Source organism: Parasphingorhabdus pacifica, from assembly GCF_054779195.1.
The window spans coordinates 397,670-417,708 of sequence record NZ_BAAGYS010000008.1; the positions used below are offsets into that span (position 1 = coordinate 397,670).

Consider the following 20,039-nt stretch of genomic DNA (forward strand, 5'->3'; position numbering starts at 1 on the left):
ACGGTGCAAGCCGGGTGATATGGCCGGCGAAGCTCTCAGGCGTTCGTTTCGCGGACACAGACAGAGGGGGAGACGCAACACTGAAGTGTGTTGCCGCCCCCTTTTTCAGCCGCGATGTTGGAGGTTCGGCGATGGCCGTTTCCCACGACCGTGTTCCCCTGGCCGAGCTGGAGCGCGGTACCCCGTTTGCGGACCGTCACATCGGCCCGTCACCCACCGAGCTCTCCCGGATGCTCGACGTCGTCGGCGTCGGTGACCTGGAGGAGCTGGGTGACCGCGCCGTGCCGGAGGGTATCCGCGAGGGTGACCTGAAGCTCGCGCTGCCCGAACCAGCCAGCGAAGCGCAGGCCCTGCGGGAGCTGCGCGAGTTGGCCGATCGGTGCAGCCCGCAAGCGGAGATGATCGGACTCGGGTACTACCCGACGGTCACTCCTCCCGTGATCCGTAGGAATGTTCTCGAAGACCCCGCCTGGTACACGGCGTACACGCCCTACCAGCCGGAGATCTCCCAAGGGCGACTGGAAGCGCTGTTGAACTTCCAGACCATGGTGGCCGACCTGACCGGCGTTCCGGTCGCCAACGCCTCGATGCTGGACGAGTCCACGGCCGCCGCCGAGGGAATGACCCTGATCCGGCGAGCGGGCCGTGCCAAGTCCGCCCGGTTCGTGGTCGATGCGGACATCATGCCGCAGACCATCTCGGTGATCGAGACGCGTGCCGAACCGCTGGGCATCGAGATCGTCATCGCGGACCTGTCCAACGGCGTCGCCGGACTTCCGGAAGGGGAGTTCTTCGGTGCGCTGCTGGCGTACCCCGGTGCGTCCGGTGCGGTGCGGGACCACGAGCAGGTCATCGAGGAGGTCCACAACCGAGGTGGCAAAGCTGTGGTCAGCGCCGACCTGCTGGCACTGACGCTGCTGCGGTCGCCGGGCGAGGTGGGTGCCGACGTGGTCGTCGGCACGACTCAACGCTTCGGCGTGCCGATGGGCTTCGGTGGTCCGCACGCCGGGTACATGGCCGTCCAGAAGGGCATCGAGCGCCAGCTGCCCGGGCGTCTGGTCGGCGTGAGCGTGGACGTCGACGGAAACCAGGCGTACCGACTGGCTCTGCAGACCCGTGAACAGCACATCCGGCGGGAGAAGGCCACGAGCAACATCTGCACGGCGCAGGTGCTGTTGGCGGTCATCGCCTCGATGTACGCCGTCTACCACGGGCCGGAGGGGCTGCGGGCTATCGCGACCCGCGTGCACCGGATGGCGACGCTGCTCGCCGAGCAGCTTCGCGGTGCCGGCTTGAACGTCGTGCACGGTGAGTTCTTCGACACCGTCGTCGTCCGGGTGCAGGGCAGGGCCGACGAGGTGCTGGCCGCTGCGCGCCGCGAAGGTGTGAACCTCCGCAGGGTCGATGCCGACCACGTGGGTGTGAGCTGTGACGAGACGACCGACCGGGCTCGCCTGGCCGCGGTCTGGAAGGCCTTCGGCGTCTCGGGCGACGCGGCGGTCGACGTCGACGAGCTCGACTCGGAGACCGCTGACGCGTTGCCGGAGCCGCTGCGGCGCACGTCCGAGTACATGACCCACCCGGTGTTCCACACCCACCACTCCGAGACCTCGCTGCTGCGGTACCTGCGTGCGTTGTCGGACAAGGACGTCGCCCTGGATCGCAGCATGATCCCGCTGGGTTCTTGCACGATGAAGCTCAACGCGACCGCGGAGATGGAGCCGATCACGTGGCCGCAATTCGGTGAGTTGCACCCGTTCGCGCCCGCGCAGGACGCCAAGGGGCTGCTCGAGCTCGTGAGCGACCTCGAGGGTTGGTTGGCGGAGATCACCGGGTACGACGCGGTGAGTCTGCAGCCGAACGCGGGCAGCCAGGGCGAGTTCGCCGGGCTGCTGGCGATCCGCGCTTACCACCACAGCCGTGGTGAAGCGGAGCGCGACGTGTGCGTGATCCCCGCGAGCGCGCACGGCACGAACGCGGCCAGTGCGGTGATGGCCGGCTTGCGGGTGGTCGTCGTGCGGTGCGATTCGGCGGGCAACATCGAACTCGACCACCTGCGTGAGGTCGTCGAAACGCATCAGGACGACCTCGCCGCGATCATGCTCACCTACCCGTCCACGCACGGTGTTTACGAGAACACGGTGCAAGAGGTGTGCGGGCTGGTGCACGATGCCGGCGGCCAGGTCTATGTCGACGGCGCCAACCTCAACGCGCTGATCGGGCTCGCCCGGATGGGTAAGTTCGGTTCCGACGTCTCGCACCTGAACCTGCACAAGACGTTCTGCATCCCGCACGGCGGCGGTGGGCCCGGAGTGGGACCGATCGGCGTCCGGGGGCATCTCGCGCCGTTCCTGCCCAACCATCCGCTGCAGCCCGCTGCGGGGCCGCAGACCGGCGTGGGGCCGATCAGCGCGGCTCCGTGGGGTAGTGCCTCGATCTTGCCGATTTCGTGGGCCTACGTGCGGATGATGGGCGGTGAGGGCCTGCGTCGGGCGTCCCTGACGGCGGTGGCTTCGGCGAACTACGTCGCCCGTCGCCTGGACTCGTACTTCCCGGTGCTCTACACCGGCAAGGACGGGCTGGTCGCCCACGAGTGCATCCTCGACCTCCGCGAGATCACCAAGATCAGCGGTATCACGGTCGACGACGTGGCCAAGCGGCTGGCCGACTACGGCCTGCACGCGCCGACTATGTCGTTCCCGGTGGCCGGAACGTTGATGGTGGAACCGACCGAGAGCGAGAACCTCGCAGAACTCGACCGGTTCTGCGAGGCGATGATCGCCATCCGCGTGGAGATCGACAAGGTCGTCGCCGGTCAGTGGCCCGCGGACGACAACCCGCTGTGCCAGTCGCCGCACACCGCGGTTTCGCTGACGGGGGAGTGGAAGCACTCCTACAGCCGGGAGGACGCCGCCTACCCGCTGGGCGCCGACCCGACGAAGGTGTGGCCGGCCACCCGGCGCATCGACGGTGCGCATGGTGACCGGAATCTGGTTTGCTCCTGCCCGCCGTTGTCCGCCTACGAGGACTGACGTTCGTTCGTCGAGTTTCATGCGAACGGCCCACCTCGTTGCTCGGGGTGGGCCGTCGCAGTTCAGGCAGGTGTCGGCTCGCGTCGTTCCCGGGTAAAGCGAGGGGGCGCTGCCGAGTCCCCGCCGATGGACTACGGTTGGCCACTTCATGTGACCGGCTCCGAGAGGAGTGGAGCAAATGCTCACTATCAGTGAGAACGCCGCTGAGGTCATCAAGGTGGTGCTCGCCGGTGGAGATTCCGGCGAGGGCTCCGGCCTGCGGATCGCCCCTGCGGGGGATGGCTTGGAGGCGGGTGGCCTGCAGGCCGCTATCGCCAGCGAACCGCAGAGCGACGACGAGGTGATCGAGGGGTCCGGCGTACGGGTCTTCCTCGAGCCACAGGCGTCGGCGTTGCTGGGTGACAAGGTGCTGGACGCCGAGCGGGACGACAACGGCGAGCTCAGCCTGGCCGTCCGCGACTGAAGCAGACTCGACAACACCGGCCCGACGAATCCGCTCGGGCCGGTGTTGTTGTGTTGGGCGTGCCCGGTGCGGCGTCCGGGCCTTCGCATCGCGGTTCGACAGCCTCCGGACCTCAGCGGGACGTTGCCGCGGGGGCGGTGGCCTCGTCCGATCAATTTGCCCAGGCCAGCAGGTCACGGCAGATCTCAATGAGCCGTTGGCGCAGCCCCGTGGCCTCGTCGGCGAAATCGCGCTGCTGCCGGACGTAGTCGGCTCGCCCTTCCGGGGTTTCGATTCGGACCGGCGAGTACCCCAGCTCGGTCAGGTCGTACGGGCTGGCCCGCATGTCGAGCGTGCGTACCCGTGCGGCGAGATCGAAGCAGTCGGCCACGAGCTCGGCGGGCACGAACGGGTCCAGTTTGTAGGCCCACTTGAACAGATCCATGTTGCCGTGAAGGCACCCTGGTTGCTCAAGTCGTACCTGATCGGCGCGCGCCGGCTGCAGCGCGTTGAGCGGGCGTGCCTGCGGGGTGAAGAACCGGAAGGCGTCGTGGTGCGTGCACTGGATCTGCATGGATTCCACGACGTCGTCGGTGCCCTCGTGGCCCAATCGCAGCGGCCAGTCGGTGTGCCGGACGTCGGCAGGATCCGTCTTGTACAGCATCGCCCATTCGTGCAAGCCGAAGCAGCCCAGGCGAGGCTGTCGGGACGCGGTGGCGCTGAGCAGCCCCAGGACGAACTCCGCCGTGGTCTTCCGCGCCGCGGTCAACGCTTCCGGAACCAGCGCGACGCCCTCGGGTGTCTCCACGAAACCGGTGCGGTGCAGGAACTCCGCCCCGCCCGCCAGAGCGACCCGGTGTCCGGGCTGCCACCGCTCCAACCGTGCCGGGCGGAACGAGTAGTAGGTGAACAGGAAGTCCAGCACCGGATGTTTCTCACCCTGCTGCCTGCGTTGCCGGTGCGGCCCTGTCCACTCGCGGACCCGCGCCCGATGCTCGTCCTGGCGAGCACGCCACTGCGATTCTGACAGCACCAACATCGCTGACCAGGGTAGGTCAGGAGCGGTGGAGCGAGTTCACGTGCGTGCCGTCGCGCACCGTCCCGACGTACTCCTCGACGAGATCCTCCAGCGCCACCACGCCGAGCGGGGTGCTCTTGCGGTCGATGGCGGTCGCCAGGTGGCTGCGCTGACGTCGCAGCGAGGCGAGCGCCTGGTCGAGCCGGGAGTCGGCGAGCACCGTCGGCAACCTGCGGATCCGGGACGGATCGACCGGTGTGGACGGGTCGCTGGCCGCCTCGTCCAGGATGTCCTTGACGTGCAGGTAGCCGAGCATGCGGCCGCTGTCCGAACAGATCGGGAAGCGGGAGAAACCGGTGGTCGACACTGCTCGTTCGACATCGCCCAGCGTGGGACGTTCGGGCAGCGTACGCAGCTCGCTCATCGGCACCAGGACGTCGCTGACGGTGTTCTCCATCGAGGACAACGTCTGCGCCAGCCTGCGGTGCTCGGAATGCTCCAGCAGGCCCTCCCGCCGCGATTCCACGAGCAGCTCGGCCAGTTCGGACGAGGTGTAAGCGGTCTCCAGTTCGTCCTTGGGTTCGATCTTGAACATCCGCAGGACCGAGTTCGCCATCATGTTGAACACCGCGATGAACGGTCGTGCCAACTTGACGAAGGCGACGAGTACCGGAACCAGCCACAACGCAACTCGTTCCGGATCGGCGATGGCGAGGTTCTTGGGGACCATCTCGCCGACCAGGACGTGCAGCACCACCACGAGCGCCAGCGCGATCGTGAAGGCCACGGCGTGCAGGATCGGGGACGGAACGTCCAACGGCCCGACGAGCCGTTCGAGCTGGTGCGCGACCGCGGGTTCGCCGAGACGACCGAGCCCCAGCGAGCACAGCGTGATGCCCAACTGGGCACTGGTCAGCATCAGCGAGCCCTCCTGGCTCGCCTTGATGACCGTGCGGGCGCGGGAGATGCCCTGATCGAGCAAGGCTTCCAGCCGGTCCCGACGTGACGAGAGCAAGGAGAACTCGGCTCCGACGAACAACGAGTTCAGCAGGAGCAGCCCGACGGCCAGAAAGATGGCGGCGGTGTCGTTCATCGGAGCGCTCCTCGTTCGTCCCCGGACACGGCCGGTGCGGGTACCCGCCCCAGGCGGAGCTCCGCGATCCGATGCCGGTCCATCCGGGTCACTGTCATTCGCCAGCCGTCGATGTCGACGCCGTCACCCGATTGCGGGATCCGGCCGAGCTCGGCCAGCACCAGTCCCGCGACCGTCTCGTAGTCGCCGTCGGGGATCTCGAAACCGGTCGCTTCCCGAAGTTCGTCGGCGCGGAGCAGGCCGGAGATGGCCCAGTTGTTCCCGCCCAGCGGCTGGACGGCCGCGGCTTCTCGCCGGTCGTGCTCGTCACGTACGTCGCCGATGATCTCCTCGACGACGTCTTCGAGGCTCACGATGCCCGCGGTACCGCCGTACTCGTCGACGACCAGTGCGAGCTGCAGTCCCGACCCGCGGAGGCGGTTCAGCAGCGAGTCACCGTCGAGTGTCTCGGGGACGGTCGGCACCGGGCGGGTGAGCGAACCGACCCGGGTGCTCCCACGCTCGTCGATGCGCACTCCGAACGCCTGTTTGACGTGCACGACTCCCTGGACGTCGTCCAGGTCACCGGCGTGTACCGGAAACCGCGAATATCCGGTTCGCCGTGCGAGGTCGAGGAGGTCGAGCACGCTGGCGCTGTTGGCCAGCGACTCGACCTTGACCCGGGGAGTCATGAGCTCGTCCGCGCTGCGGTCGCCGAACCGCAGCGATTTGTCCATCAGCACTGCGGTGGACTCGTCGAGGGTGCCGTGCTCGGCACTGGAACGAACGATCGAACCGAGTTCTTCCGGGGAGCGCGCCGACCGCAGTTCCTCTTGCGGTTCGATCCCCATGCGCCGCACGACCCAGTTGGCGCTGTTGTTCATCGCGTCGATGAGCCAGCGGAACACCTGCGAGAAGGTGGAGTGGTAACCGGAGACCGCCCGAGCGGTGGGCAGCGGCCGGGCGATGGCGAGGTTCTTCGGCACCATCTCGCCGAAGACCATGGACAGCGTGGTCGCCAGCAGGAGCGCCAGGGCGAGGGAGGCCGCGCGGGAGGCGGAGTCCGAAAGTCCGGTGAGCAGGAACGCGGGCCGCAGCAGATCGCCGATGAGCGGCTCCGCGACGTACCCGGTCACCAGCGTCGTCAGAGTGATCGCGACCTGAGCGCCGGAGAGTTGGAACGACAAGGTGCGATGGGCACGCTGCACCGCCTTCGACCGCCGGTCCCCGGTGTGGGTGGCATGCGCGTCGACTGTGCTGCGCTCGAGTGAGGTCAGCGAGAACTCAGCGGCTACCGCGAGGGCGGTGCCGAGCGTGAGGATGCCGACGAAGACGAGGCCTAAGACCGCCAGCAGTACTTCCATCAGATGCCCTCCCGCCCCGACGGGGTGGGCATGGTGTGCGGAAAGCCGGGACAATGAAGTCCCGGCCTCATACTGCCTTCAGGTGAAGGTGCCTGGGGCACTGCGGTTGTCACTCCTCAGAAGAAAAACGCCGATACCCGACATTGTATCCGGGTGAATGGGCCGATGGGGCGTGAACAATGTCCCAACGGTCGCTCACGGGCGGCGTCCGAGCAAGCTCAGCAGGCGGGTCTGAACATCGGCCTCCGCGCTGACCGGACGTGGTGGGTCGAAGATACCCAGTCCCTGCATGGATTCGACCTGTGGTTCGAACACGGTGTGTATCGCCTCGGCGAGTTCGGGGTCCAGCCGCTCGTCGGCACCGATACCTCGTGCCAGGTCCCAGGCGTGGACCGCCAGATCGAGCGTCATCTGCCAGCCGTAGTCCTCCGCGGGGATCACCCCACCCGTCACGTTGACCTCACCGGTCGCCGCGCCCGGTCGGTCCCACGCCTCCCGGGCGACGATGCTCGCACGCGCCCACGACTCGACGGGGTCGGACCCGAGCACATCGCCGTCGAAGCGGTCGCCGACCTCGTCGAGAGTGGATCCGTCGAGCAGCCACGGTGCCCACAACTGCTCGGAGGTGAGGTGGTTGACCAGATCGCGGACCGTCCACTGGGAACACGGGGTGGGGTTGTGCCACTGGTCGGCTTCGACAGCGTGGGCCCGGTCGTCGAATTCGGTCATCGCCCGGCGATGGGCGTGCAGCAGTCGCATGGTTCCTCCCTGGCTGGATGCGCGGGCCGCGCTGGGTACGGCACGGAGCGTCGCGGGACCAGTGTGATCGGTGCTCGCCGTACAGTGCGAGCCGGAACGGTGCCGCTCGGGGCGTATTTTCGACGCTGCATGTTCTTCGAAATGATGTAGGGCGTAGCCTCCCGCAGGTCGTTGCGCGGCTACCGCCGCGCTGTCATATGTACGAGAGGACGTGATCGTGAACACCGCGATTACGGACGCATCGCAGCGGCGGTTCTTCGGACATCCCCGCGGCCTGTCCACCCTTTTCTTTACCGAGATGTGGGAGCGCTTCTCCTACTACGGGATGCGCGCCATCCTGGCGTTGTACCTGTACACCGCGATTCGCGAAGGCGGTCTCGGGCTCCCCGAGGCGACCGCTACATCGCTGGTCGCCGCCTACGGCGCGAGCGTCTACCTGACCGGGATCGCAGGCGGCTGGCTCGCCGACCGACTGCTCGGAGCGCGGCGGTCGGTGCTCGCCGGCGGCGTGCTGATCATGTGCGGCCACATCAGCATGGCCATCCCGGGAGGGTTGGCCACGGTCGGTCTCGGCCTGGTGCTCATCATCGCGGGTACGGGGCTGCTCAAGCCGAACGTGTCCAAGATGGTCGGTGATCTCTACGCCGAGAACGACACCAGGCGGGACGCCGGGTTCTCGCTCTTCTACATGGGGATCAACGTCGGTGCGTTCACCGGCCAGATCATCACGGCGTTCCTGCAGAGCGAGATCGGCTTCCACTACGGTTTCGGAGCAGCCGCGATCGGTATGGCCTTCGGCCTCGTCCAGTACGTGCTGGGTGGTCGTTACCTCGGTGACGCGGGGCTCAAGCCTGCCAACCCGATCCCGGACGAGGACCGGGGGCGCGTGCTGGGCAGGGTCGTCGCGATCGCGGTCGGGTTCGTCGTGGTGCTGGGCGGACTCGTCGTGTCCGGCGTCATCGGGATCGCCGGCCTCGTGAACCTGGTGACCCTGATCTCCGCGGTGCTGCCGATCGTGTACTTCACGGTGATGCTCCGCAGCAGGCAGATCACCGGTGTCGAGCGAGACCGGCTGATCGCCTACATCCCGCTTTTCCTGGCCACGGCACTGTTCTTCCTGCTGTTCGAACAGCAGGCGACGTCGCTCGTGGTGGTCACCGACGCCCAGACCAGTCGAGAAGTGCTCGGGTGGGAATTCCCCGTCGGCTGGTTCCAGTCGGTGAACCCGCTGGCCATCATCGTGCTCGCACCGGCGTTCGCGCTGCTCTGGCTGAAGATGGGTCAGCGGCAGCCGAGCACGCCGATGAAGTTCGTCGGCGGACTGTTGTTCGTCGCGCTGAGCTTCCTGTGGATCGTGCTGTCCGGCCAGTTCCTCGGTGCGGACGGCAAGCACGGGGCGATGATGATCGCGCTGGTGTTCGTCATCATGACCATGGGTGAGCTGATGCTCTCCCCGGTGGGCTTGTCGGTGACGACGAAGCTCGCTCCGAAGGCGTTCGCGTCCCAGACGATGGGGTTGTACTTCCTGGCGCCTGCTCTGGGACAGGGCATCGGTGCGCAGGTGGTGAAGCTCTACTCGCAGGAGAACCAGAACATGTACTTCGGTGTCATCGGGTTGATCACCATCGGGTTCGCGGTGTTGCTGGCCGTCGGTAGCAAGCGGATCAAGCCACTGATGCACGACGTGCTCTGATCGAGCCGGTCGGGCCCGCACCGGTTGGTGTGCGGGCCCGGCGTGGTCGGCTCAGCGGAGTTCTTCCCGCTCGGTCGCGTCCACGATGGCTTCGACGATCCGGTCGACATCGGAGCCGGTGGTCCGCCAACTGCTGACAGCAGCCCGCACCGCGGGCGTTCCGTTGTGGATGGTGGGAGTCACGAAGGTCTCGCCACCATGGGCGATCGCTCGCACGAGCCGGTCCACCCGTTCCACGGTCGGATCTTCGGCGATGGTGAAGCACACGATGTTGAGCCGGACGGGAGCCAACAGCCGGAGCCCGGCCACGCCGGAGATCCGGTCACCCAGTGCGCGGGCCACCGAGATGGTGCGCTCGACGATCTCGCGGTGCCCGTCTGCACCGTAGGCGCTGATCGAGAACCACGCGGGCAGGGCTCGCAGGCGACGTGAGCTCTCCGGTGCCAGGTGGACGAAATCGGGGTCGGCGGCAGGCAGCCCGACGTACGAAGCGGCGTTCTGGAAAACCCGCACTTGCAGGTCCTGTCGTGAGTTGAACTGCACTGCGCTGTCGTACGGCACGTTCAACCACTTGTGCAGGTCGACGCACACCGAATCCGCCTCGGCCATGCCCTCGACGAGGGTGGCATTCTCGGGGGAGAGCGCGGTGAAAGCACCGAAAGCCCCGTCGACGTGCAGCCAGAACCCGAACCTCCGCCTGAGCTCGGCGATCGCGCGCACCTCGTCGAAGTCACCGGTGTTGACCGTGCCCGCGTTGGCGACCACGATCGTCGGTCGACCGGCGGTGCGCTCGAGCTCGGCGGCGAGCCGTTCGACGTCGATCGATTCACGGCCGTCCCGGGTGGCAATCCGGCGCACGCTGTCACGCCCCATGCCGAGCATCGACAACGCCTTGTGGATGCTGGAGTGCGGGCTGCCGGAGAGCACGGCGACGTCACCGAGCGCCCCCACTCCCGACTCGGCAACCGAGACACCGCGTCGCTCGCCGAGCCATTCCCGGCCGACTGCCAGACCGACCAGGTTCGACATGGTGGCGCCGGAGACGAAGTTGCCGGTGAACCGTTGGGGCAGGCCGAGCAGTTCCCGCAGCCAGCCGACCGTTTCGCGTTCGAGTTCCGGGGCAGCCGAGTCGGTCCGGGTGACGACGTTCTGGTCGAACGTGCTCGCCAACCAGTCACCGGCGACGGCGGCGGGCGTGGCACCACCGGTCACGAAACCGAGGTAGCGGGCCCCCGCGCTGCCGGAGAACCGGTCCGCCCAGCGTCGCTGGAACAGGTCGAGGGTCGCTTCTCCGCCGAGGCCCCTCTGCGGTAACGGTGCGGTGTCCACCGCCGCTGGGGGCACGGCGGCAGGACGCTCGTCGACCGCTTCGAGCGTTTCGACCGCGAACCGGTGGGCGTGTGCGAGCAGTTCCGAGAGCCTGGCGAGATCTTCTGAGAGGGCAGGATGCACGGCGGACGCTCCCACGGTCGGTCGGGTCGAGCATCACCGATCGTAGAGCTGTTCAGGTTTCCGGTCGCGGTCCAATTCCGCGCGGCTGGAATGGTCCGGGATCGCTCGCCGGGTCACAAGCCGCGATGGCGGCGAACGCTCTCCTCCACGACGTCCAGCACGGGATCGAGGTCGTCGGCGGGAAGTCCCATCGCCAGGTGCGAGACGAGTCCTTCGAGGACGAGTTCGAGGTACGAGGTCAGCACGCCGATGTCCACATCGTCGCGGAGATTGCCGGAATCGCGCTGCCACTCCAGCCGCGCCCTCGTGGCGGTCGTCAGTTGTTCGGAACGCTGTGCCCACCGTTCGCGGAAGTCGGTGTCGGTGCGCAGACGGCGCGAAACCTCCAACCGGGTGCCGAGCCAGTCGGCCCCGGCCGTGTGGTCGTGGTTGTCGGTCGGGTGGTGGAGCAGATCGCGCATCACCTGCACGAGCCCCTGCTGGGCGACGACGTCGGCCATCCTCTCGGCGTCGTCCTCGGCCAGCGCGAGGAAGAGCGATTCCTTGTCCTTGAAGTGGTGAAAGATCGCTCCTCGGGACAGTCCGGTGGCCTCTTCGAGCCTGCGAACCGTGGCGGCCTCGTACCCGTGCCGCGCGAAGCATGACCGGGAGCCGTCGAGGATCTGACGGCGCCTGGCGTGGAGGTGGTCCTGACTGACCCTTGGCATGGGCTGATCGTCGCAGCTCAGGTTGGCCGGTGGCAATCCGTACGTACGTTTTGCTGGCTTTCGCGGCTGCTGAGAAGTCGTCACGATACCGTTGATCTCCTGACCGATGCCGGAGGGCACCTCGACCCCGTGGCTCGGCGCTGGATGCCGCTCGGTGCGGTCACCGTGTGGTCCGGCACCATCCGGACCGCGATGAATCGGCTCGGTCCCGGAGCAGGTCGCCGCGATCGAAGCCGCATCCGGCGCGCTGCAGGCTCACGACGAGGCTCTGCGCGGCGAGTGGTCGAGCCCCTCCCGATCGGCCTCCTGCTACCGCGACGAGTCGGAAGGACGACACACCGAGGGAGGTGTTCGATAACAAATCGCCGCCCCCAGGACAAGGCTGTGCGATCCGCGTGCTCGGCCGGTAGCGTCGGTGAGCAACCCACTACAGGTGGTGATCACAGTGACCGCGTCTCTCGACCACAGATCCGCGGAGTTCCCGACATCCCGAATCCGTACCCGGGCCGAGGCCGAGACGTATGTGGCGTCGGTGTGCTTCAAACACGGGCCTCCGGAGCTGCTCGGCATCGAACTCGAATGGACCGTGCACCACGCAGACGACCCCCGAAGACCGCTCGCGACCGAGACGCTGAGCGATGCTCTCGGGGCCTACGCCCCCACCTCCCTGTCCCCGGCGAGCCCGCACCGACCATTGCCGAACGGATCGGTGCTCACCGTTGAACCCGGTGGCCAGGTCGAGATCTCCAGCCTTCCGGCGAAGTCGATGCGCACCCTGTTCGCGACGGTCGTCGCCGATGCCGAGTTTCTCCGCAGACTGCTCGGTCGCGCGGGACTGACGATGGGCGAGCAAGGCACGGACCCGTGGCGTCACCCGAACCGTATTCTGCGAATCCCACGCTACGCGGCGATGGAGAACGCGTTCGACCGCATCGGCATCGACGGTCGGCTGATGATGTGCAGCACCGCGGGTATACAGGTCTGCATCGACGTGGGCGAACCCCATCGCACGGCCGCGCGATGGGCGGCGCTGCACGCGCTCGGTCCGGTGATGATGGCGATGTTCGCCAATTCCCCGAGCCTGTTCGGTGAGTCGACCGGTTGGGCCTCGACACGCACCCGTGCGCTGCTGCGCACCGACCCGCCGCGCACCAGGCCGGGCCCGATCACCACGGACCCGGCCGCGAGCTGGGCCAAGCGGGTGCTGGACACCGCTCTGGTGTGCGTTCGCCGGGAAGGCGACGACTGGAATGCCCCGGTCGGAGTGACCTTCGCCCAGTGGATCCAGGGGGCGCTGGAAGCTCCACCGACACGCGACGACCTGGATTACCACCTGAGCACGCTGTTCACCCCGGTTCGCCCGCGCGGCTACTTCGAGGTCCGCTACCTGGACGCCCAGTTCGGTGACGACTGGATGTTGCCAGCCGCGGTGCTGATCGCGCTGTTCCGCGACGAGGCGACGGTGGACCGCGTGCTCGAGCTGGCTTCGCCCGCTGTCGGCCGGTGGGTACACGCCGCCCGGAGTGGTTTGCGGGATCCGGCGCTGGCCCGCAGCAGTCGAGACATCGTCCGGCTCGCCCGGCACAACATGGCCGACATGGATTGCCCGCACGGACTGGCCGGACGTCTCGACGAGGTCGCGGGTGAGCGACTTGCCGGAACCGACCGGCGAGGCTGAGAGGCACCCCGGTTCGTTGACGCTGAGAGGTGAGGAATCGGTGACGATCGGAAACACCAACCCGACCGACGAAGAACCGGCCGTTCGCTACGGCGACCTGCACGAGCTCGGCACCGAGCAACTGCGGGCCAGGGCTGCCGACGAGCTCTTCCGAACGCGCAGGCGTAGTGCCCACCTGACCGATGTCGTGGACGACGAGGACCTGGTCAAACAACACTCCCCACTGATGTCCCCGCTCGTGTGGGACCTCGCCCACGTCGGCAGCCAGGAGGAGCAATGGCTGGTCCGGGACGTGGGAGGCGCCGAAGCGATCCGACCGGACATCGACGACATCTACGACGCCTTCCAGCACGCGAGGTCGGACCGCCCGCGACTTCCCCTGCTCGGCCCGACGGAAGCGCGCGCGTACGTGCGAACGGTGCGGGACAAGGTGTGGGACCTGCTCGACCGGACGCCGTTGGAAGGCAGACCCTTGGTCGAACAGGCATTCGCCTTCGGCATGATCGTGCAGCACGAACAGCAGCACGACGAGACGATGCTGGCCACCCACCAACTGCGGCAGGGTGCTCCGGTACTGACCGCCGACCCGCCACCGGCCGCTCCCGAATCCGGGAAGCCGGGCCCGGAGGTGTTGGTTTCCGGCGGAGCCTTCGTGATGGGCACCTCGACCGAGCCGTGGGCGCTGGACAACGAACGGCCGGCTCACGAGGTGCACGTTCCGGGGTTCGCGATCGACACCACCCCGGTGACCAACCGGGCATTCCGGTGGTTCGTCGACGCGGGCGGTTACGACCAGCCGCAGTGGTGGAGCGATGCCGGATGGGCCTACCGGCAGCGCGCGGATCTGCACGCTCCCCGGTTCTGGGAGTTCGACGGACGTGACTGGCTGCGCCGCCGGTTCGGACACGTCGAGCCGGTGCCCGGCGACGAACCCGTGGTCCACGTGAGCTTCCACGAAGCCGAGGCCTACGCGAACTGGGCGGGCAAGCGGTTGCCGACCGAGCAGGAGTGGGAGAAGGCCGCCCGGTTCGATCCCTGGAGCGGGCGTTCCCTGCGCTATCCCTGGGGCGACGACGACCCTGGGCCGGAGCGGGCGAATCTCGGGCAGCGTCATCTGCAGCCTGCGCCTGCCGGCGCTTACCCGGCGGGCGCCGCGCCCTGCGGGGCCAGACAGATGATCGGCGACGTGTGGGAATGGACGGCCACGGACTTCTCCCCCTATCCGGGGTTCGTCGCGTTTCCCTACCGTGAGTACTCCGAGGTCTTCTTCGGGCCTGACTACAAGGTGCTGCGGGGAGGCTCGTTCGGCACCGACGCTGCTGCGTGCCGTGGAACGTTCCGCAACTGGGACCACCCGATCCGGCGACAGATCTTCGCGGGTTTCCGGTGCGCGCGGAGTCTGGACACCGACGAACTCGCCTAGCGTGCGGTACGGCGGTGAACGTCGCGGACCGTGAATCGGCGCGACGCGACGTTTCGCACCCCCACCGGAACCGCTGTCCTGGCAGATGGCTGATTGAGGGGACACGAATGTGCCGTCACGTGGGTTATGCGGGGCCACCGGTAGCCCTGGACGAACTACTCCTGGAACCCGCGCATTCCCTGCTCGAGCAGTCGTGGGCGCCTCGGGACATGCGGAGCGGTGGAACAGTGAACGCCGACGGCTTCGGGGCGGGTTGGTACCTGTCGGGTACCGCGGAACCCATCCGATATCGCGCCGCGGTTCCGATGTGGACCGACCGGGCCTTCGCCGCGTTCGCCTCCTCGATCCACGCACGTGCGGTGCTCGCGGCCGTGCGGTCGGCCACGGTCGGGATGTGCGTGACCGAAGGTGCATGCGCCCCGTTCAGCGACGGGAAGTGGTTGTTCAGCCACAACGGCAAGGTGCCGGGGTGGCCGAACTCGTTGGCCAAGGCCGCGGCCGGGCTGGACGTGGTGGATCTGATGACCCTGGACGCGCCGACCGACTCGGCGGTGTTGTGGGCGCTGCTGCGGCAACGCCTCGACACCGGCGAGGACCCCGCCACCGCTGTTACCCGCCTGGTCGAGGAGGTCGTCACGGCCGTCCCGTCCGCCCGGATGAACCTGTTGCTGACCGACGGCACGCTGCTGGTGGCGACGACCTGGGCCCACTCGTTGTGGCTGCGCCGGGACAGCGACTCCGTCACGATTGCCTCGGAGCCGTTCGGTACTGGGCCGGGGTGGCAGGAAATTCCGGATCGGCGACTGGTGGTCGCCGATGCTCGCCAAGTGCGGATCACCGCACTCGAAGAAGGGGACAAGTCGTGACCGGACCGGAGTTGACCGTTCACTTCACCGCAGCGGACGCAGCACGGCAGTTGCGCAACGACGCGCGGGAAGGACTCCGCGACGAGCCGAAGTGGTTGTCGCCGAAGTGGTTCTATGACGCCGCGGGCAGCGAGTTGTTCGAACGGATCACCGAATTGCCCGAGTACTATCCGACCCGGGCGGAGCGTGACGTTCTTCAGCAGAACGCGATGGAGATCGCGGAACTGACCGGCTCGGCCACGTTGGTCGAGCTCGGCTCCGGTTCGTCGGAGAAGACACGGCTGCTGCTCGACGCGTTCCGCAAGAACGGAACCTTGCGCGCGTTCGTTCCCCTGGACGTTTCGGAATCGGCGTTGCGCACCGCGATGAACCTTCTCGCGGCGGACTATCCCGAATTGGACATCAACGGGGTGGTCGGTGATTTCACCACCGAGCTGGCGGCGTTGCGCCACGGCTCCCAACGCCTGGTCGCGTTCCTCGGCGGCACCATCGGGAACCTCATCCCCGCGGAGCGTGCCGAATTCCTCGCCGGAATTCGTGCCGCGTTGCAGCCTGGGGAGTGGTTGTTGCTTGGCACGGACCTGGTGAAGGATCCCGACCGGTTGGTGCGCGCGTACGACGACGCGCAGGGAATCACCGCGGAATTCAACCGCAATGTCCTGCACGTGCTGAATCGCGAGTTGCTGGCGGACTTCGTCCCGGCCGATTTCGTTCACGTCGCGCGGTGGAATGCCGAACAGGAGTGGATCGAAATGCGGTTGCGTGCGACCCGCCCGATGCGGGTGAACGTCGCGGAACTGGCCCTGACCGTGGATTTCGCCGAAGGTGAGGAACTTCGTACCGAGGTGTCGTCCAAGTTCCGGCGCCAACGGGTCGCCGACGAACTGGCCACGGCCGGTTTCGACCTGCATCGTTGGTGGCTCGACGATGCGGGCGATTTCGCCCTGTCGTTGGCACGGGCGCGGTGAGAACCGCCTGTGCCGCGATCGGCGACTACCACTCGATGCCGAAACGTCGGGTGTTCGCCAACGGCGGATGGAAGAATGACTTGATCATGCCGCGTTGTTTCGAGTTTCGGGTGCTGAAAGAATGATCGTCCGTGAAGGCATTGAGCAGGTTCGCGCAGTCGCTGGGAAAGCAGGAATGGTTCGCCAAGGTCGGTATGAAGCTGGCTCCGGTGGATCTTGCGGTGCAGGAGCGGACCGGTGGCCGGGTCAGTCTGCTGCGCATGGCGGGTTTGCCCTACCTCGTGTTGACCACGACCGGACGTAGGAGCGGGCGGCCGCGTTCGGTGCCGTTGCTCTACGTGCCGCACGGTGCGGACTACCTCGTGGTCGGGTCGAATTGGGGGCAGCAGCACCATCCGTCGTGGTCGGCGAACCTGTTGGCCCATCCCGATGCGAGTGTTCGGGAACGAGAGCGCGAGGTGGCGGTCCGCGGCCGGTTGGTGACCGGTGAGGAACGTGAGCGCCTGTGGCGGGACGTGATCACCAAGACCTGGCCCGCGTACGACAACTACGCGGAGCGCGCGGGTGACCGGGAACTCCGCGTCTTCGCGTTGCGTCCGTCCGAGTGAGCGTCACCGCACCGAGTGCCCTCGACCCCCGGTCGGACGATCCGGAGTCGAGGGCACTCGGTGCGGATTCCGGTTTCGCCCGGCCCAGCCCGGAAACGGGAAACCACGTTGAGCCGCGATCGCGGCCGATCAAGGCCCGTCGAGCTCCTCCGGTGAGGATGAGGTCATAGCCGCCAGACAACGCACGCAGGGCATTCCGGCCGGTCGATCGGACACCTCCGCCAGCGTCGCCCGGATTTCGAGGCCGCAGAGGGTGGGCCACAGAGCTGGTGGTGAATCGCCGTCCGGTGCTTCGGCGAGGTGTGCCTGCCGTCGCGATTCGCCGACGACGCCCGCAGCGAAGCGGACAGCCACCATCCCGATCACCGGAGAACACCGGCAGTGGGCGGGAGGGACGCGCTCGGTCGTACGGATGCGTCCTGTGGCGCGAGTGTGCGTGTCGAGTGTGTGATCAAGTTGCCACCTCCGAAACGGAGACGCGGCCGGTGCAGGGGTGTGATGCCGGATGGGGTCGATCATTCACCAGTTCGCCTGAACGTACCAGCGCCGTTCAGCCCAATCGCCCCGGCAGCGTGCTGACCGCCGGGCCGCGGGTGCGGTGTTCCGGCCTGCCGGCGGCGGTGAGGTCAGCGGGAACCGGGGCGGGTGTGGCGTTCATCGCCCCCCATCTCGGTGACCGAACCTAGCCGAGCACGATCAGCATGATCGCGCTGCCTCCGGCGAGGGCGAGTACACACGGACGTGTCCACCCCGCGTCCAGGAACCGGCGCAGTGGCCCGGACACGGCGAATCCGGCTGCCATGAAGGGCAGCAGAACCGCGCTGGCCCACAGTTGCGTGCTGCCGATCTGCCCACCCACACCGAGTGCGCTCAGCGACAGCAAGCTGCCGACCGACATGTACGCGGCCAGGGTCGCCCGCACGGTAGGGCCGTCCTCGTGCTGGTAGAGCAGCGCCACAGGTGGTCCCCCGATGGACGAGGACGTTCCCATCACGCCGCCCGCGAATCCGGCGACCAGGAGGGACCGGGGAGCGGGACGCGGACGCCAGGAAAGCAAGGACAGCAGGATGCACCCGAGTACGAGAACGCCGACAGCCACCGTGAACTCCCGTGGTGGAAGCGCGGCCACGAGAAACACGCCGACCACCACACCCGGCACCCTGCCGATGACAGCGGGCAACGCCCCCTGCCAGTGCACGTGGGGAAGTTCGCGCCACACGGTCAGGGCCGAGAGGACGAGGGCGGCGAAAAGCAGCGGCACCGGGACGAAGGCGGGGGACAGCAACGCGAGCAGGGGAGCCGCGATGAGGTTCATGCCCAGCCCCACGGTGCCCTGGATCGCCGCGCCGAAGAAGAGCACGACTCCCGCGATGGTGAACAGGAGGGTTGTCGACACCGGTTGCCTTTCGTCGTGCTGTCGTGGTCCTCGATGCGAAGCGCAGGATCAGTGCGGGATCGGAGTGGACCCGTCGGCGCCAGGAGCCTACCCGCCGGTGTTCTGCGCCTCCTCGCGTCCGGCCGAGCTCGCCGAGCGCGGGTAACGTGACCTCCTGGTTTCCGCTGTGCGGCGATGTCCGTCGGTACGTGGTTCAAGGGGGCTTGGGGTGCGACCTCCAGCGAACGTCGATGGTGAATCGGGCCGCTCGTCCGCGACCGCGGTGCTCGCGCGAAGAAGTTCGAGGACGCTCGTCGCCGGGAGGTCTGTCGTCGCGCTGGTCTCGGTGGCCGTACTTCTGGTGTCCGGCTACGCGTGGGCGAACTTCCGCGATCTAGCGGAGGGGCTGAACCGGAGCGCCCTCACCGACGAGGCCGGGCCGGACGGCGCGGTCGACATCCTGTTGGCCGGGGTGGACAGTCGTACCGATGCGCGCGGCAACCCGCTGCCCGATGACGTGCTCGACCGCCTCCGGGCCGGCGACAACGAGGCGCACCTGACCGACACGCTCATGCTGGTGCACATCCCGGAGGACGGTTCTGGCGCGGTGGCCTACTCGTTCCCCCGCGATACCTACGTGCGGATCCCGGAAGGGCACGGCAAGCACAAGATCAACTCCGCGTTCGGGCGCGGCAAGGCGGAGGCCGCCGAGAGATTGCGCGCACGGGGGGTGAAAAGCAGCGCGGAGGTCGAACGCCGGTCGGCGAGCGCGGGCCGCAAGCTGATGTTGCGGACGGTCGAACAGCTGAGCGGAGTGTCGATCGACCACTACGCCGAGGTGAACCTGCTGGGCTTCTACGAGATCACCAAGGCGGTCGGAGGGGTGCCGGTCTGCTTGAAGGGACCGGTCGAGGACGAACTCTCCGGCGCGTCCTTCCGCGCGGGTCACCAGAAGATCTCGGGCTCGGACGCGCTCGCGTTCGTGCGCCAACGTCACGGCTTGCCGCGTGGTGACCTCGACCGGGTGGTGCGCCAGCAAGCGTTCCTCGCGGGACTGGTCCGCTCGATGCTCGACGCCGGTGTGCTGACCGACCCGACCAAGCTTCGGAGGGTGATCGAATCGGTGCAGGCCTCGCTGGTACTCGACGAGGAGTGGGATGTGATGAGCTTCGCCCGGCAGCTGGAAGGGCTGGCGGGTGGCGCTGTCCGTTTCGAAACGATTCCGGTCGAGAACACCGCGTACCGGACTCCTGATGGCACGGCGATCAAGATCGACCCGGCGGAGGTCCGGCACGAGATCCGCACCGCGAGCCACGGACGACCGCTGCCCGCGGTGGAACGAACCGAGGCAGCGAGTCCGATGGAAGAACGGTACGCGGCTGCCGGTGAATCCGTGGCCCGAGACACCGGGCGAACGGGCTCCGTGCCGAATCGAGAGGCGGCCGAGATCTCGGAAGAGGAGGCCACGGCGACGACCGGCAGCGAGGAGCCTACCGACGACGCCACGACCACGCCGACGCCTGCCCCGAAGATCACCGCCGACGGGATCCCGTGCGTGAACTGATCCGAAACGCTCACTCGC

Annotated in this window: 17 protein-coding genes; 9 read left to right on the top strand and 8 right to left on the bottom strand. The window is 67.6% G+C overall.

Annotated features, from left to right (window positions below):
- The first annotated feature begins 131 nt into the window (after positions 1 to 131).
- Entirely contained in the window at positions 132 to 3,032 is a 2,901-nt protein-coding gene (gene gcvP, locus ACYVAN_RS13485) for an aminomethyl-transferring glycine dehydrogenase (protein ID WP_460959394.1), read from the top strand.
- Positions 3,033 to 3,210: 178 nt separating this feature from the next.
- A complete protein-coding gene (locus tag ACYVAN_RS13490; RefSeq protein WP_460959396.1) occupies positions 3,211 to 3,495 on the top strand; it encodes a hypothetical protein in 285 nt (94 codons plus the stop codon).
- Positions 3,496 to 3,646: 151 nt separating this feature from the next.
- Here ACYVAN_RS13490 and ACYVAN_RS13495 read toward each other — a convergent pair whose 3' ends face one another.
- The 4 genes from ACYVAN_RS13495 to ACYVAN_RS13510 all read right to left on the bottom strand — a co-directional run bounded on the left by ACYVAN_RS13495 (position 3,647) and on the right by ACYVAN_RS13510 (position 7,687).
- Positions 3,647 to 4,513, bottom strand: a complete 867-nt coding sequence (locus tag ACYVAN_RS13495) for a hypothetical protein (RefSeq protein WP_460959398.1) — start codon at positions 4,511 to 4,513, stop codon at positions 3,647 to 3,649.
- A gap of 16 nt (positions 4,514 to 4,529) precedes the next feature.
- A complete protein-coding gene (locus ACYVAN_RS13500) occupies positions 4,530 to 5,585 on the bottom strand; it encodes a hemolysin family protein (RefSeq protein ID WP_460959400.1) in 1,056 nt (351 codons plus the stop codon).
- Positions 5,582 to 6,928: a hemolysin family protein gene (locus tag ACYVAN_RS13505; protein WP_460959402.1), complete on the bottom strand. Its 1,347-nt coding sequence runs from the start codon at positions 6,926 to 6,928 to the stop codon at positions 5,582 to 5,584. The genes ACYVAN_RS13500 and ACYVAN_RS13505 overlap by 4 nt, the downstream gene beginning before the upstream one ends.
- 195 nt (positions 6,929 to 7,123) lie before the next feature.
- Positions 7,124 to 7,687 carry a TIGR03086 family metal-binding protein gene (locus tag ACYVAN_RS13510; RefSeq protein WP_460959404.1) on the bottom strand — a complete coding sequence of 188 codons (564 nt, stop codon included), beginning with the start codon at positions 7,685 to 7,687 and terminating at the stop codon, positions 7,124 to 7,126.
- A 217-nt stretch (positions 7,688 to 7,904) separates the two neighbouring features.
- Here ACYVAN_RS13510 and ACYVAN_RS13515 point away from each other — a divergent pair, with 217 nt between their 5' ends.
- Entirely contained in the window at positions 7,905 to 9,380 is a 1,476-nt protein-coding gene (locus ACYVAN_RS13515) for a peptide MFS transporter (protein WP_460959406.1), read from the top strand.
- 51 nt (positions 9,381 to 9,431) lie between these two features.
- On the opposite strand, the gene ACYVAN_RS13520 is transcribed toward ACYVAN_RS13515, so the two are convergent.
- Both ACYVAN_RS13520 and ACYVAN_RS13525 read right to left on the bottom strand, forming a co-directional pair.
- Positions 9,432 to 10,832, bottom strand: a complete 1,401-nt coding sequence (locus ACYVAN_RS13520; protein WP_460959408.1) for a pyridoxal phosphate-dependent decarboxylase family protein — start codon at positions 10,830 to 10,832, stop codon at positions 9,432 to 9,434.
- Between the two features lie 113 nt (positions 10,833 to 10,945).
- Positions 10,946 to 11,539: a TetR/AcrR family transcriptional regulator gene (locus ACYVAN_RS13525; protein ID WP_460959410.1), complete on the bottom strand. Its 594-nt coding sequence runs from the start codon at positions 11,537 to 11,539 to the stop codon at positions 10,946 to 10,948.
- Between the two features lie 445 nt (positions 11,540 to 11,984).
- Between ACYVAN_RS13525 and egtA the strand changes: the two genes are divergently transcribed.
- The 5 genes from egtA (at position 11,985) to ACYVAN_RS13550 (ending at position 17,082) form a co-directional block, all read left to right on the top strand.
- Complete coding sequence (gene egtA / locus ACYVAN_RS13530) at positions 11,985 to 13,217, top strand: ergothioneine biosynthesis glutamate--cysteine ligase EgtA (protein ID WP_460959412.1); 1,233 nt, start codon at positions 11,985 to 11,987, stop codon at positions 13,215 to 13,217.
- A 40-nt stretch (positions 13,218 to 13,257) separates the two neighbouring features.
- Positions 13,258 to 14,640, top strand: a complete 1,383-nt coding sequence (gene egtB / locus ACYVAN_RS13535) for an ergothioneine biosynthesis protein EgtB (RefSeq protein ID WP_460959414.1) — start codon at positions 13,258 to 13,260, stop codon at positions 14,638 to 14,640.
- Positions 14,641 to 14,747: 107 nt separating this feature from the next.
- Positions 14,748 to 15,506: an ergothioneine biosynthesis protein EgtC gene (gene egtC / locus ACYVAN_RS13540; RefSeq protein ID WP_460959416.1), complete on the top strand. Its 759-nt coding sequence runs from the start codon at positions 14,748 to 14,750 to the stop codon at positions 15,504 to 15,506.
- Entirely contained in the window at positions 15,503 to 16,474 is a 972-nt protein-coding gene (gene egtD, locus ACYVAN_RS13545; RefSeq protein ID WP_460959418.1) for an L-histidine N(alpha)-methyltransferase, read from the top strand. Before egtC ends, egtD begins: the two co-directional genes overlap by 4 nt.
- A 131-nt stretch (positions 16,475 to 16,605) precedes the next feature.
- Positions 16,606 to 17,082, top strand: coding sequence for a nitroreductase family deazaflavin-dependent oxidoreductase (locus ACYVAN_RS13550; RefSeq protein WP_460959420.1), 477 nt, complete (start codon positions 16,606 to 16,608; stop codon positions 17,080 to 17,082).
- Positions 17,083 to 17,211: 129 nt separating this feature from the next.
- Here the strand turns inward: ACYVAN_RS13550 and ACYVAN_RS13555 are convergent, their stop codons facing one another.
- Both ACYVAN_RS13555 and ACYVAN_RS13560 read right to left on the bottom strand, forming a co-directional pair.
- Complete coding sequence (locus ACYVAN_RS13555; RefSeq protein WP_460959422.1) at positions 17,212 to 17,439, bottom strand: hypothetical protein; 228 nt, start codon at positions 17,437 to 17,439, stop codon at positions 17,212 to 17,214.
- Positions 17,440 to 17,764: 325 nt separating this feature from the next.
- The gene (locus tag ACYVAN_RS13560; protein ID WP_460959424.1) at positions 17,765 to 18,478 is read right to left on the bottom strand and encodes a TSUP family transporter; all 714 of its coding nucleotides are present in this window, start codon (positions 18,476 to 18,478) and stop codon (positions 17,765 to 17,767) included.
- A gap of 325 nt (positions 18,479 to 18,803) precedes the next feature.
- Here ACYVAN_RS13560 and ACYVAN_RS13565 point away from each other — a divergent pair, with 325 nt between their 5' ends.
- Positions 18,804 to 20,021 carry an LCP family protein gene (locus tag ACYVAN_RS13565; RefSeq protein WP_460959426.1) on the top strand — a complete coding sequence of 406 codons (1,218 nt, stop codon included), beginning with the start codon at positions 18,804 to 18,806 and terminating at the stop codon, positions 20,019 to 20,021.
- Positions 20,022 to 20,039: the final 18 nt, after the last annotated feature.